This is a genomic window from Methanosarcina sp. A14, from assembly GCF_001729375.1.
Classification (GTDB): domain Archaea; phylum Halobacteriota; class Methanosarcinia; order Methanosarcinales; family Methanosarcinaceae; genus Methanosarcina; species Methanosarcina barkeri.
This window is the reverse complement of the sequence record NZ_LZPK01000021.1, coordinates 1-14,958: the sequence shown is the minus strand read 5'-3', so window position 1 is coordinate 14,958 and position 14,958 is coordinate 1. Positions and strand designations below refer to the sequence as shown.

Annotated in this window: 10 protein-coding genes and 1 pseudogene; 4 read left to right on the top strand and 7 right to left on the bottom strand. The window is 40.8% G+C overall.

Features of this window, described 5'->3' with window-relative positions; all coding sequences use genetic code 11:
- The first annotated feature begins 85 nt into the window (after positions 1-85).
- A complete protein-coding gene (locus tag A9239_RS01185; RefSeq protein WP_230668881.1) occupies positions 86-1,096 on the top strand; it encodes a flippase-like domain-containing protein in 1,011 nt (336 codons plus the stop codon).
- 388 nt (positions 1,097-1,484) lie between these two features.
- On the top strand, positions 1,485-3,800 hold the full coding sequence (locus A9239_RS01180) for a HEAT repeat domain-containing protein (protein WP_052712895.1): 2,316 nt from the start codon (positions 1,485-1,487) through the stop codon (positions 3,798-3,800).
- A 52-nt stretch (positions 3,801-3,852) separates the two neighbouring features.
- Here A9239_RS01180 and A9239_RS01175 read toward each other — a convergent pair.
- The 6 genes and pseudogenes from A9239_RS01175 to argC form a co-directional block, all read right to left on the bottom strand.
- Positions 3,853-4,692: pseudogene (locus tag A9239_RS01175) on the bottom strand (DNA-3-methyladenine glycosylase family protein); the annotation flags it as partial.
- Positions 4,682-6,118, bottom strand: coding sequence for an ADP-dependent glucokinase/phosphofructokinase (locus tag A9239_RS01170; protein WP_048155965.1), 1,437 nt, complete (start codon positions 6,116-6,118; stop codon positions 4,682-4,684). The gene A9239_RS01170 and the pseudogene A9239_RS01175, both read right to left, overlap by 11 nt.
- Before the next feature lie 202 nt (positions 6,119-6,320).
- Positions 6,321-7,790, bottom strand: a complete 1,470-nt coding sequence (gene pfkC / locus A9239_RS01165; RefSeq protein WP_048155968.1) for an ADP-specific phosphofructokinase — start codon at positions 7,788-7,790, stop codon at positions 6,321-6,323.
- A 335-nt stretch (positions 7,791-8,125) separates the two neighbouring features.
- Positions 8,126-9,313: a bifunctional ornithine acetyltransferase/N-acetylglutamate synthase gene (argJ, locus tag A9239_RS01160; protein WP_048121040.1), complete on the bottom strand. Its 1,188-nt coding sequence runs from the start codon at positions 9,311-9,313 to the stop codon at positions 8,126-8,128.
- Between the two features lie 19 nt (positions 9,314-9,332).
- The gene (locus tag A9239_RS01155) at positions 9,333-9,797 is read right to left on the bottom strand and encodes a CBS domain-containing protein (RefSeq protein WP_048121041.1); all 465 of its coding nucleotides are present in this window, start codon (positions 9,795-9,797) and stop codon (positions 9,333-9,335) included.
- A 77-nt stretch (positions 9,798-9,874) separates the two neighbouring features.
- Positions 9,875-10,888 (bottom strand): N-acetyl-gamma-glutamyl-phosphate reductase, encoded by a 1,014-nt coding sequence (gene argC / locus A9239_RS01150; protein WP_048121042.1) that lies wholly within the window; start codon positions 10,886-10,888, stop codon positions 9,875-9,877.
- Between the two features lie 766 nt (positions 10,889-11,654).
- Between argC and A9239_RS01145 the strand changes: the two genes are divergently transcribed.
- Positions 11,655-12,077 (top strand): nucleoside 2-deoxyribosyltransferase, encoded by a 423-nt coding sequence (locus A9239_RS01145; protein ID WP_048121043.1) that lies wholly within the window; start codon positions 11,655-11,657, stop codon positions 12,075-12,077.
- Between the two features lie 561 nt (positions 12,078-12,638).
- Here the strand turns inward: A9239_RS01145 and A9239_RS01140 are convergent.
- Positions 12,639-13,406 (bottom strand): diphthine--ammonia ligase, encoded by a 768-nt coding sequence (locus A9239_RS01140; protein ID WP_176722079.1) that lies wholly within the window; start codon positions 13,404-13,406, stop codon positions 12,639-12,641.
- Positions 13,407-14,383: 977 nt separating this feature from the next.
- Here A9239_RS01140 and A9239_RS01135 point away from each other — a divergent pair.
- Positions 14,384-14,806 (top strand): N-acetyltransferase, encoded by a 423-nt coding sequence (locus A9239_RS01135; RefSeq protein ID WP_048121044.1) that lies wholly within the window; start codon positions 14,384-14,386, stop codon positions 14,804-14,806.
- Positions 14,807-14,958: the final 152 nt, after the last annotated feature.

The window sequence follows — 14,958 nt, the reverse complement described above, 5'->3', positions numbered from 1 at the left end:
ACTATTGCAGTTGAATAATTCTGAATAAGGTCTAACGGATTGTGTTTTCATGAGAAATTACACAAAGTGGATAACAAGCTCAATTTTGATCAGTATAATTTCAATAGTGTTTGTTCTCATCTTTACTCTTGATAAGACAACAATTGAAGTTGTTAGGGATATCAAGCCTGAATATGTAATAGCTGCACTTGTTATCCATCTATTTTCTTTCGTTATCTGGGGACTGCGCATAAGGTCAATGGCATCTGCACTGGGGCATAAAATAGATTTTAAAACCTCTATAGAAATGGTAATTTCCAGCACTTTTGTTGCAGCGCTTACGCCCTCTTCAATAGGTGGAGAACCTTTGAGAATTCATCTTCTGAGACAGAAAAAAATGCCGGTTGGACAGGCTACTGCAGTTGTCCTGGGAGAACGCGTACTGGACGCTCTGTTGATCCTGTTAGCCGTACCTTTTTCGCTATATTTTCTCCGTGGTGTACTGTCAGATCCCAGAATGGATACGTTGATTATATTAGGAGAACTCCTTTCAATAATTGTCTTTGCCCTCCTGATATATGCACCCATGAAACCTCGTTTTATTAAGCTCGTCATAAATTGCCTTATGAAATGGATTGGACGTTTTAGTGGTAAGAAAATAGGATACAAACTGCAGAGATTATCAGGGTCGATTGACAGGGAAATTGACGAATTTCATTCAAGCATGAATATCTTTCTGACAGACGGGCGTAAAGGCCTGTATTCCGGGCTGATATACACAGTCATATACTGGATAGCAGAGTTTTCCTCGCTTCCGATAACTCTTATGGGTCTTAATCAGTCTCCTTCAATACTCATTTCTTTTGCAGTACAGGTTTTACTCATGATTATTCTAGTTATGCCTTTAACCCCAGGTTCAAGTGGGATAGCGGAACTTGCCGCGATTTCCCTCTTTTCAATCTTTGTGCCGGCAAATATTCTCGGAATTACAGTGGCAGCATGGAGAGCTTTTACATTTTATACGAATATTATTGCCGGAGGATTTGTGAGTTTTAAGTTACTGAAAGACACGGAACTGGTGAAAAAGTACTTAAACCAATCCCAAAGTGAAGCTTGAAAGGAATGAGAAGTATTTGAGGTTTAGAAGGTTATACGAAAACGGAAAATACGTTTTTGGAATCTGGAGCAAATCACCGACAGTAAGAGGGCTTCTCAAAGACCGGATTATGAGTGTTCCTTTGGGAAATGGGTGCATTGGAGTGTGAATGAGGGCTTTGAGGTTATAGAGGATGAAGGGATTTGCGGGTTGGAATATCAGGGTTTCAGGGTTTTTTTGAGGGAATGGACATAAATTCTTTATGGAAACTAAGTTGAGCTCAATTAACTGAGTTTATGCAAAGCAGATTTTTTCTGCAAAAATCTTTTTTAGCGAATCTTCAATCCCAAAAATCAAAAAGAAATCGTTTTAAGCTTGAAGTTTTATTGAAACTTATGGTGTTGGGCAGTTGATAGATCAAGAGAAGATTCACAAGCAATGCCTTAGCAAAAATCCAGAGGAACATATCAAGGCATTGCATAAGTTAAGAGATAATTTTTCATCACTGGTAGATAAACAACAGGCATGGAATGATTTGTACAATCTTGCCCGTGATGATAGTAATAAGAGATACGTAAGGCGCGATGCAATCTTTGCCATTAGCTCTGCGTATTCTGAGATGTCAAATAAAGAAAGAGCATGGAATGATTTGATTGAACTTGCCAATGATGAAGACGATTATGTGAGACACTATGCAGCTTCTGCCCTTAGCTCTTCTTTACCTAATACTTCAAATAAAGAACAATCTTGGAACGATTTAATAGGACTAACAAATGATGTAGACGGACATGTAAGAAGAGCTTTAGTCTCTACCCTTAGATTATCTTTTTCATATGTACCTAATAAAGAAAAGGCGTGGAACGATTTAATAGGACTAACAAATGATGTAGATGGATATGTAAGAAAAGCTGTAGCTTCTACACTTAGCTTTTCTTTTTTATATGTTCCGGATAAAGAGAAGGCATGGAACGATTTAATAGGACTAACAAATAATGCAGATTGGCGTGTGAGACAGACTGGAGCCTCTACCCTTGGTTTTGTTGGTTCTTATCTACCACACAAAGAAGAGGTTTGGAACAATTTAATTGAACTTACAAACGATAAAGATAGTGATGTTCGAAGGACTGCAACCTATGCTCTTGGCTATGCCTTTCCTTATGTATCAGATAAACAAAAAGTATGGAATGATCTACATGAGCTAACCAAGAATCAAGATAGTGGTGTGCGAAAGGGCATCGTTGATGTTCTCGGTTCTGTATTTTTTTGTATTCCTGATAAAAACCAAGTATGGAACGACTTACACAAACTCACCAATGATGAAAACAGCAATATTCGAGCTGGTGTCGCTTCATCCTTAGGTTCTGCGTTTGCCTATATTCCGGATAAAGAACAGGCATCGAATGATTTACATAGGCTAACCAATGATGAAGAGTGTAATGTGCGAAGTAATGTTGCCTATTCCCTTGGCTTTGTATTTCCTCATATTCCAAACAAACAAAAGGCATGGAACGACTTAATTATACTCAGTAAGGATAGCGATAAAATAACAAGAGAATCCGCAAATTATTCCCTTGGAAAAGTTTCCATATTCAAAGCATCCCAAGCCAAAGAAGATGATTACAGAAGAGAACTAGAAACAGCTATTAAGTTTTTTGAAAAAGCGGAGCCTGAATATGGATTATATAGACCATCACATTTTTGTCTCCCATTTTATCGTTCATTCTATTCTATTGTTTTCGGAAAACATGAATTAAAGAGAAAAATAGACGGGTATGTAGATAGAGATATTGAAGATGCTAAAAATGCAATTAAAGGTTCAAAGAGCAAGAAATTGCTTTTAGAAGCTGTTGAAAATCTTGCAAATGCATTAAAAGAGATCCAGAATCTGGAAAACATAGACTTAGAGGCAACAAAGTGCGAGCTCAATTTTTATAGAAAATATTGTGATCGTGCAGCAGAATTAATGAGAGATACTGAAGAGACAGCACCTTTTGCAACAATAACTCTGAGAAAAGGGTTGCCTATCCTAGATAGACACCTAAAAGAGCTTCTTGAAGAAATCCAAGAGAAAGCAAAAATCGCGTGCAAGGAATCGAAAGATACGGATGCAGAAGAAATTGCATGTGCTGTCAGTAAAGAAGTTCAGAAATGGGAAATTGGTAGTCAGGAAGAAATGACACAAAATATTGAAGGTTTGATCGAAACTTTCAGAATGAGAATGCCGCATATACCAGGCTACGAACATATATTTGAAGAAATCGAAGAAATACGAAATGTAAATGATCTTGCAAAACAATATGAGATAGTTTCGAGACTTGTAGGACTAATACCAATATTTAGCTCGATGCCAGATCAGGTAGTAAAAGATATCAAAACGATCAAAGAAGAAACAACTTCTATTTCAAACGAAATCAAATATTTACATATTTCAGTTGACAGATTAATAGAATCAGTAGATGAACTGCAAAATCCACAGGAATATCTGGATACTATTCAACAAAATCTGGAAGAGATTAAAAATGATATACCTGAAATGAAAGTAAAGATTGATGAAGTGCTCTACGAACTGTATTCTCCCTTGAGTACAACTCAAAAACTGAAGGTTGCCATTCCAATAATTCCATCACTTGTCTCTTACGAAATGGAAACAGATGTTCCAAAGCTTGTGGCTGACAAGATTGATGAATTAAAGAACTTAGTTTTGCGTTTTAAAAAGAGTAAATAATTAGATGGAACTCTATCCTCTTCAAATTTGAGGAAGAATTCTTCTACGAAACTCAATAAAGACTTACAAACCCTTCCATCCTTTTCTGATAATACAAATACTCCTGGGCATACCCGCAGTAGTGTCCAAAATATTCCCTTCCCCAGTCCCCCATACAGCTCATGTTTTTGCAGGTTTCAAAGTAACTGTCATCTATATGGTAATGCTGGATGATCTGCCTGATGTGGGTATCAACTGGAAAAGCTTCCATTTTATCAAAAGCGAAAAGAAGCACGCAGTCAGCAACTTTTTCCCCTATGCCCCTGAGCCTCATAAGGCGTTCCCGCGCATACCTGTACTCCAGGCGGAAAAGCACGTCAAGGTCCAGCTCGCCCGACGCAACTTCTTCGGCTGCGGCTATTATATTCTGGGTCCTGAAGCCCAGCTTACATTTGTCAAGCTCGGAGGGATCGACATTTGCAAGAGTTTCAGGGTCAGGAAAGCTGAAATATCCTGGCTCGATTTCTTGACCGAAAGACCGGCTGAGCAAGCAGATTCGTTTTTGGATTGTGGGAATGCTTGAGGCTGTAGAGAGCATATATGAAATAAGGCATTCCCAGGGGTCCTGCCTGATCAGCCGCAGGCCCCGATATTTGCGGATTGCTCTGTCGATCAGCAGATCCCGGTTTATGCTTTCGTAAATAGAAGGCAGGTTGTCGTTCAGGCGGAAATAACGAGTAAGAACCTCAGGCGAGAGTTTAGAATCAACAATCAATTGCCCGTGATCCTGCGAAAGCCGAATAACCTGGTCTCCAACAACGCCTGTCCACCAGTCTCCTTCTCGTTCCCATCGGAAGACCTGTCCGCAGTCAAGCGTATAATTGAGGTCAAAAAGTTCGGGTTTAAGCCTGTACGTTCAACTCAAGCCCCCTGAGAAAAGTCCCTGCTGTTAACGTATCTCCCAGCCCTACCGTGGTTACTGGAGATCTGGAAAGCATTGTAGGCAACATGCAAATAATATAGTTCCCCTTCAAAGTATAAGCCCCCTGCTCAAGAATATTTCCATTAAAAGCCTTAACGAAAGCTGCAATCTGTTCTCTTCCAAATGGACTCTCCTGAAGTTTCGAAGCTTCCTCTTCCACAAATTCCCGTCCTTCAAGCCTGCCTGAAGCTGCATACACGCCTGCACACCTGACTCCAAATTCCAGGGCTTCAAGCTTTTCTCGGGCTGCCCTCTGCAAAATTGAACTTTCTGATTCATCCATTTCAAATTCAGAAACTGCTCTGGAATTAAACTCACAATCAGTTTTAAACACAGCCAGCACAAATTCCCTGGTATGGATTATGAGCTTCTTAAGCCCGTGCCCTGATGCCAACCTGAAAGCCGCACTGGATATAGCATCTGCCTCCATACGCTGAAGTCTTTCTCCAGAGACGCCATGTAAATTAGAAAACACTGCAAGCTCGTCTTCATTCATTCCAAGGCTATCTGAAAGTTTTGCAAACTTCAGAAAGACAAAATTTGCAATTTCTTTACTTGCAAAATGTCCGAATTCCAGATGAATCTGAAGCTTATTGTTTCTGGTTTTCCAGCTTTTTAGCTGAGAGAAAGTATCATCAAGAATTGTCTTATAAGTACGGCCATCGGGATAGTTCTCAAGCAGGAGATGAAAACCCGATATAAGTACTCCATCAAGCTCGCAGGCGTGTTGGAGAGCATATTGCTCAAAAGCAGGGTTGACAAAAAGCCTGAGATTCAAATGATCGCAGGTAGCTATGAAGCGATTTTCCCTCGGGACCCGAACCTCTGTCCCATAAAGGGAAAATATCTCCCCCTCGGAGAAATCAAAGACGAAATGTATGGGTTCCTGGCTGCTGGAAAAAGCACCTTTATTTTCTTCAGGACTTTTCCTCTCGTTTTCCGTTATCTGCATGGAGGGTTCCGGAAAATAGATCGCTTTTTTTGAGAAGAGAGAAAGCTGTGTTTTAGAGGGCACTGCAACATTCGGTATTACCCTGGAAGCTCCCAACTGGGAAAGAGCATTTGCCATTATTCCTGCATTTCCGCCCATTCTTACAAGGGATTTCTCAAAATAGCGGCTATTAAGAAACTCGAAAACGGACTGATCAAAAACAAGCCACTCGGCTCCACATCCGTATTTCATACAGTAGGCAAGCCCTGCTACAAAATCCGATTCCGAAAAGATTTTTCCGGGGGGGTTCTCGATTTTGTCAAGAATTTCAGCCTCTTCGAAAGTTTCCAGCAGTTCCGAAATCTCGGCTCCACTAATTCGGTACACCGAATCTATATTGACATTATATCCGCAAAGTATATTCATCTAATCAGTTCCTGTATCCGTGAAATAGGAGGCGAGTGGAAGCAAATGGAAAGCAAATGGAAGGCGAACGGTACGAACGATAAGCTTATTGGAGGCAAATGGAAGGCAAATGAATGGAAAGAAAATGAATAGAAGATAAATGTACGACTTCGGATATCGGATAAGTACTTCGGATATCGGATAAGTCAAAGAGAATTTATTTTCATGCCTGTTCCTGCTTTATTCTTGCAAGCATGGCTGCAAAAGCTCCTGCCGAGATCGCATCGCCTATCCCGACTGTTGCTCTGGGCTTATCTACTACCTTGGAAGGAATTAAAACTGCATCATGATCAGGCCCATAGAGGTATCCGTATTCGAACTCCTCAGGGGTACAGAGTTTCTTCCCTACACAGTAAACCTTGAAGTTCTCCAAGTCTTCCAGGCCTTTACTAGAAACCGGGACCTCCAACCCTGCTTCTACGTCCTCAAGGTTCTCAATTTTTCCTTTAAGGGCTTTGGCACCGGCAAGAGTTGAGGAAAAGAGCAGGGCATCCCTATGTTCTTTAAGTGTAAGAGGATGGCCTTTTGCAAGGATACAGATGTAAAAGCCAAGAGAATGCACATGGACTCTTTCAAGTGACAGGTCCTTTAAAAGCTGAACAGCTCCATGGTAAAGCGAGGTAATCCCATTCTCTTCTTTTCTTATCACGGAATAAGAGAGTTCTTCATGCCCCAGGACGTTCAGAGCATTTGCCACTTCCACAGTATCAAGACCTAGGGAATGAACATTTTTGGCGACAATCTCAGTCAGGATAGCCTTTCTTATTACCCGGTTCTGAATAGATGTAAGTTCTACATGAACGCGGAGTTCAGGATTTAAAGCCTTGAGTTTCTCAATAGCTTTCACGGAATGCAAAACGTAGTCCTTATACGTAGACCCATCCTCGTATTGCTCTTTTATCATCTGATAACCTGAAAGCATTGCCCCGTCAATCGGAAAAAGTGAGTCAAGGTGCTCATAGATTTCCCTGTCCATGTCAAGGCGGATCCATTTCGGGCGGGAGGAAATTATAAGACGGTTATCTCTCGGAATCTGGAATTTGCTTCCACCGCAGGTTACGTCCATGCCTTTGGAATACTCAAAGATCCAGTTGACTTTTGATTCTATTCCGGGTTTGAAGGCTTCCAGTGGGGGTTTAAGTACAACCTTTCCATCTTCTACCTTAGGGTGCAGAAGATTGTCAGAAGCCACAAAATATTCTGCCTGTTCTTCAGAAAGCCAGGGGATATATGCTATGACTTTTTTTATTTCTAGACGAGAGAGAAGATTAGAAATTATTCCTGCCTGGCCGCCCATGCGTGCATAGTCAAAACCCAGATTATCTTTCAGCCATTCATGAATATCTGAGGTATGGGTAGGAATTTCAGCAGCTTTTCCTTCTCGCATGGAAATCAGCAGGCGAGCCATGAAATCCAGAGGCTCTTTTATTTCTCTCGGGTATGTTTCAACTCTTGCCTGAACGTCAGCTTCGTTAAAAAGCCCCATAAGCATGGACAGTTCTTTGTCTGTAAGGTGTTTGATAGCATCAATATTACTGTTGTAAGCTACAAACATACCATCCAGATAAGGAAGTGCTTTTTTGACATTGTAAACAGCATCTTTGTAGCGTTGTTCCCATTCTTGTATATCCACTTAACAAACCCCCTGGAAATATAGATATAAACCTGAAATAATTTTCAGGAATTAGGAGAAACCAGGATTTTTCCCGAAGTAATTTTGCTTAAATTTCGAATTAATCCGAGTTACATATTTTATTTCCTGTTACCTGTTTTTCAGCCTGTACATCAATTCTGTAGTCAGTCCTGTATTTTCATTCAGTCAGTCCTGTATTTTCAGTCTTACTTTTTCAAGCTGGTTTTTTCAGTCCTGTTTTTTCAGTCCTGTATTGCAATAAGTAATATACTGGCTTTAAGCTGTGTTCAATATTGTATTAAGTATCCAACACTGCATTAAACTATGTTTCACCATCAGGTAGTATATTCGGCGTTAATCCTGACATAGTCATAGGTCAGGTCGCAACCCCAGGCTGTTGCCTGTTCCTCTCCCAGATTGAGATCAAGGGTAATGACAATTTCTTCATTTGCCATTATTTTTTTCAAAAGTTTGAGATCCGAAGAACTGGAAATCTCGCCGGAATTTACAAGTTCAACCACTTCTCCTCCTCCTGAGAAAGAAAGGGAAAGCAGTTCCTGTTCAAGTTCGGCACCTGAATAGCCTGCGGCGGCTACAACCCTTCCCCAGTTTGGGTCCTTTCCAAAAATTGCTGACTTAACCAGAGGAGAACGTACAATTGCCTTTGCAGCAAATTTAGCGTCCTCATGTGTTTTTGCGCCCACTACCCTAGCTTCAATAAGTTTTGTAGCTCCTTCTCCGTCTTTTGCCATTTTCTTTGCAAGCTCGGTGAAGACATAAATCAGCCCCTCCTCAAAGTCATCCAGACAATCCATACAGGGCTTGACTCCAGACTTGCAGGTGGAAGTAAGGAGTACCATGTCGTTTGTGCTTGTGTCCCCATCCACCACAACCATATTGAAAGTTTTATCCACTGCTATTCTGAGAGCAGCATCCAGTACGTCGGCAGGCACTTTCGCATCGGTATATGCAAAACAGAGCATAGTTCCCATATTGGGCTCGATCATCCCCGAACCTTTGGCAATTGCTCCGATCCTGATCCCGCAGTCCATCTCAATAGCTACTTCTTTTATGACTCTATCCGTGGTCATCATTGCTTTTGCAGCTTCACGACTGCACTCAGGAGAACTGCCCAGCCCATTGAGAACTTCAGGAAGATGTTCCGTGATTAAGGAGACATCAAGCCTTCTGCCAATTACTCCTGTCGAGGCAACTGCAACCGTGTCAGCTTCAAGACCAAGATTCTGGGCAAGTACGGATGCCATCTCCATAGCATCCAGAAAGCCGTCATCACCTGTAAAGGCATTAGCGTTTCCGCTATTTACAATTAATCCCGAAAGACGGTGATGAGTATCAATTACTCCCTTACTAAGAGTAACCGGAGCTGCCGTGACCTTATTTTTTGTAAAAACGCCTGCTGCCGGCCCCTCTGCAAGAATAACAGTCAATCCCAGTTTTCCGGCTTTAATCCCGTTTGCAGATACGCCCTTTACTGCACAGATTCCACCTTCGATTTCCTTCATGAAAGACTCTCCTTTTTCCTCAGAGCTTTGCAAGACCTTTGATAATATCACCGCGAGTAATGATCCCCACCACGCGGTTGTCTTCAGTTACAGGAAGCCTGTTGATCCTGTGCCTTATCATATGCTCGGATGCCTCTTCAATAGATGCCTCGGAAGAGATCGTGTGCACATCCCTTATCATAATCTCTTCTATCTTTGTGGAACCCACATCAGAGAGCATATTCTTTGTTTCCTCCCAGCCAAGGAGTTCCCTGATAGGAACCTCTATAACCTCAAAGGGGCTTGGAAGCCAGAGTTCCCCCTTTTCGGGGAGTATCAGCAGTTTTAACAAGTCCGCTTCGCTTATGATTCCCACAAGCTCCTCACCTTCAAGGACAGGTGCTCCACTTATATCGTTTTCCTTCAGGATTCTTGCCGCTTCCCGGACTGTATCATCAGGCTTACAGAAAACAACGTTCGGGTTCATGACATCTTTTACCTTCATCTGACTATACCCCTTGAGACAAATTTTATTCTTTAATTTAATCCGTCACCAGTTATATTTTCTTGCTTTGGCTATGCTTACGGAGCCGCAGCAGGCATCCAGAGCCCAGATTTCTCGTCCAGCCCGAACATAAGGTTCATATTCTGAATAGCCTGCCCTGATGCGCCTTTGACCAGGTTATCGATTGCCGAGAGGACAACAACCCTGTTATTTTCTTTATCAGCTTCAAAGCTTATATCGCAGAAGTTAGAACCTCTGACTGCGGTTAGGGAGGGAACTCCTGAAGGGAACCTTATAAACGGCCTGTCCCTGTAAAATTCCTCGTAAATCGTCTTTAAGTCGTCCGCGGAGAGAGGTTCCTTTGTAAAGAGGTGAGCAGTTGTAAAGATCCCCCTGATAGATGGAATTACGTGGGGAGTGAAATTGATGTTCCTAAGCTTTCCTTCAAGCCCTGTCAGTTCCTGGACAATTTCAGCCTTATGCCTGTGAGCTGTAAGTTTGTATGGGATGATATTTTCCGCCAGGTTTGGATAATGTGAGTTTTGAGTGGGCGAGATCCCTGCTCCTGAGATTCCTGTCTTGGAATCAAAAACCGCAATATCGAGAAGTCCAGCTGCTGCAAGTGGTGCTGCTGCAAGGATTGAACCTGTAGGAAAACATCCTGGATTTGCCACGAAATTCTCTTTTGCAACTTCGGGGTGGAGCTCTACAAGCCCGTAAACAGCATTCCTTGGGTCACTATGCTTTATCCCGTAGATTTTCTCAAATTCCGAGGTTTCAAGCCTATAGTCTGCGCTAAGGTCAACAACCTTAGTGTTGCCATCAAGCAGTTCAGGTACATAGTTCATGGCAGATCCGTGAGGTACTGCAAGAAAGACTACGTCACAACGCTCCCTGATATCTTCAGAATCAGGATTTTCATAATTGAGGTCGAGAAAACCTTCAAGATGCTTATGAGTGCTCGTTACGGGCTTCCCTGCAAGACTTCGGGAAGTTGCCAGCTCCAGCTTAACATTTGGGTGGTTAACGAGCAAGCGCAGGAGTTCTCCTCCCGTATATCCCGAAGCTCCTATTATTCCAGCCTTAATCATAAGTGTCACTGCCTGTGTAATACTAATACAAGATAATTAAATTTGTTATTGGAAAAAACAAATATAAAATCTGTTTCTATTATTAATTGATGTTACGAGATCTGCTCGAAAAGCTGGCTCCGGCTGCAGAGCCATACCTTTTTCTTCTTAAATACAGTTTTTCAAAGTATATATCAGCTTGTAATCGATATCAGTAGATATTCTGTTCATAATTGAATAATAAAGGGAATTAGATATGATCTCTCGAAATCGAATTAGAAAGTGAGTTAGTAGATATGTTGAGTTAGATATGTTGAGTTAGATATGTTGAGTTAGATATGCTTGTTCATAAACAGATCTCAAAGGAAATCTACTTGATAATTGAGAATTTTTCCTGAAAGCTTCTGCCTTGAGTCCAAACCTACTGCTGATTGCTTACTTTCGTAAAGGACCAGAAGTTTACTTTCCGCGGCTCAGAGCATCTAGCTAGAAGCTGCTTAATCATAAGGAAGTCTTATAAAGGAAACTCCCCAAATTTGTCAGTAAATTAAATTGTGAAGGTTTTCTTTCATTATTCTATAGAGAACGATTCATATAATTTTAAATCAGTAAGACTTAAATTTTTTAATATATAAATATATTCCAGATGAGAATTGCTAAGGCACTTAGCGCCGGAAACAGAAAGTTCACAGATAGTTCACAGGTAAATGATTTTATCTTTGGAGAATCTTTTACTATATAGGAAAATTTGCTATATACCCCTTAAAGTTTCAGGAAGAAAAAAATCATGAACAAGAAGAAGAAAATCTATCTTGCAGGCCCCCTCTTCAGTCATGCAGAACTCGAATATAACCGTAGATTGAGAGATTTGCTTCTCAGTAAAGGCTTTTCGGTTTTTTTGCCCCAGGAAGACGCAGAGGATACCATAGACGAACGCGAAAAACTGAACCAAGAATGTATTTTCAATAAATGTGTAGAAGGTGTAGACGGTTCTGACATTGTAGTTGCAGTCCTTGATGGTGTGGATGTAGATTCAGGAACTGCCTGGGAGATAGGCTACGCTTATGCAAAGGAAAAGCCTGTTATCGGGGTTCGAACCGACTTTCGTTCTCTCTCCGACGGGATTGTTAACCTTATGGTAGAAATGGCTATAGTCTCCCTTGCAAAGAATGAAGACGAACTGCTGAAAATAATAGAAAAATTCAGGTAACTAGCACCGGCTTCTAACTGTTTCTATTCCTTAAATTTTTGATTCTGGACTATTTTTGGTTCTAGACTATTTTTGGTTCTAGACTATTTTTGGTTCTAGACTATTTTTGAGTCTGGACTATTTTTGAGTCTGGACTTTTGAGTCTGGACTTTTGAGTCTGGACTTTTGAGTCTGGACTATTTTTGGTCCTAGCCTTTCTTTGGTCCCAACTTTCCTTTGCTCAGAACTACTTTTGACCCAAATTGCTTTTCCCGTTCACCAAAATATACTCTTGAAGACAAAATCCAGATAACATATAAGGAGTTGTACTGGCGCACTTCGTTGCTTGCATGGATCTGTTCACGCCACCGCTTTAAATATGGGGTTTAAAGAAATTATTAATGATTAGAGTTTCAGTTTAATAACTTGAAGACACAACCAACTATCGGTTTCCTTAGATTAGTTATATTTTTGCGGTTGAGGGCATATGTAATACGAACAAAAAAGATAGGTTCCGAAGTAAAATAGGCATGATTAAAGATGAAGCCAAATATGCAGGTTTTGAAAATCTGATGTACAGGCTTATTTTTTCTCGACATTGAACTTTGAGATCTCCAGGAACCAATAGCCTCCTCTTAAGACCATTTCACTCTCCATGACCTTTATTTTGTTTTTGAACAACGGGCCGTCGGTAACAAAAGTATGGAACTCCCCGTTTTCACCACACGGATCGATTGAAGGATTGTGATTTTTCAGGTCGCGTATGAAATTTTCATTGATCTTTCGGCCCAGCCACTCTTTCCCTAGCAAATCGGCTTTGACGCTGAGCAAGATCGCCTCAAACCCAGAATCTATGAGGTCATTTATGATCTGTTCGGAATTCCTCTGCCAGAGAGGCATTATTAACTCGAGGCCCAGTTCCCCACAGATCCTGTCTACAAGGTTTTTGTGTGTGTCAATATGCCCAAAAACAGCCCCATCTATTTTCTCCCCGCTATCCCTTAAATTACGGACCACTTTTTTGAACTCCTGTTCATATGAAACAAAGTCTTTATGGATAAGAGGAATTCCAAGCGCCTCAGCTTGTGCATAAACCAGGTCAGGACTGATGTCATGGGAGCCACGCCTCTGAATTTCCCTGAAGTTCAGAAGATGGGAGACCTCAAAACCTTTTGAGATTGCCCTGTAACATGCGAAACAACCGTCCTTTCCTCCGGTCCACGAAACAACCACCCTGCCTTTATCGATCTTGCTTTCATCGATTTTGCTTTCATCGATCTCGCTTTCATCGATCTCGCTTTCATCGATCTCGCTTTCATCGTTCTTAATCGAAGTTGGATTGGTACTCATCTCCCATATACATGCACAATTCGAAAAAAAAGATTTTGTTTTTTACTGGCCTTCTGCATGAGTAGTCCTCAAAATCTCCCTGAAGCCAGGCTTCTTTCCGTAAATCAGCAAATAAGCTATTGAAGAGTCGATCGGCTTGAAAGCACGATAATTCGTGGGCAGAGACAAAGAGGATGAAGAGGAGTTATAAAGATGACCTATATAATAATGAAGTGGAAAACCTTCTCTTCGTAATTAAATATGTAATTACATCAAATTGCAATTAATTGAGAAAAGATCAATTGCAGAAGCTAAAATCTATAACGATTATTAAGTAAAAAAATTTTAATATAGTATGCCTGACATAGTAACTACTGGAGGTTAAAATAGTGACCTTTGTGAACGGCTATACTTTTAGAAAAGTGAAAACTTCACATGGGCCTGATATGTACGTCTCCAGATATGGGAAGCTGGTAAAGATCGTGCCATTCAGTCCACAGGTGGAGTTCTCTGAAAAATACACCAGTGACTTGATCCACCAAATCGAGTCAGTGGAGTGAAATAATAGCAAGTTTTTCCGACTTTTTCTTTTTGATTCGGACTTATTTTTGTGAAAGCTTTTTTTCAGGCCGAGGCTCTTTCGGTCTGGCATTTTTTAGACTACTTTTACTATATATATAGCTTGTGCTTTTTATAATTTTTTATACACAGTTGTTACGCTCAGAAATTTTCAGGGATTTTCAGGAATTTTCAAGGACTTTCAGGGACTTTCAGTTTAGAATACCTGATTTATGAAAGCATTTGTTAACTTTACATAGGTAAAAGAAACCTTAACAAATAGAAAGCAGGTAAAATAATCTTCAATTACAGGGAAAAGCATAAATGTTAGAAATTATAGGGAAACCATTAAGTTGATCATGGAATAAGAAAAATCGATGAATGACCAATATAAAGGAAAGTCGATGAATTGCTCCAAAATATAAAGGAAAGTTGATGAATTGATTAGAAGCTACAGGAAAACAGATCTTGAAGAGATGGTAAAGATCTGGTACGAAGCCTCAGTTATTGCACATTTCTTTATCCCTGCCTCGTTCTGGGCTTCGCAAAAGAACGCAATGAAGGAGGAGTACCTTCCACTCGCCGAAAACTTTGTTTTTGAGGAAGAAGGGCAGATTTCAGGATTCATCTCCCTTGTTGGGAAACATGTCTGCGCCCTTTTCGTTGCGCCGGAAATGCAGGGTCGAGGAATTGGCAGAGCTCTTTTAGAATATGCAAAAACCCTGAAAGGGAGGCTCTCTCTCAAAGTTTACAGAGAAAACGAGAGTGCCTTTCACTTTTATGAAAAGTGTGGGTTTGTGGCGACTGGTGAAGAGATTGATGAGTATACAGGTTGTGCGCAGATCTTGATGGAATGGAAATAAAATCAGGTAAATTCAAAAATAGAAAGGATCTGTTGACGGGCTGGAGATTTAAACACGTTATTTTGAGGAACTGAGGGATTTTAATGCATTCTGACAGTGGGAACCATAAAAAAGCTGAAATAAAAAACTATGGGACTTACTAACTCATCTTA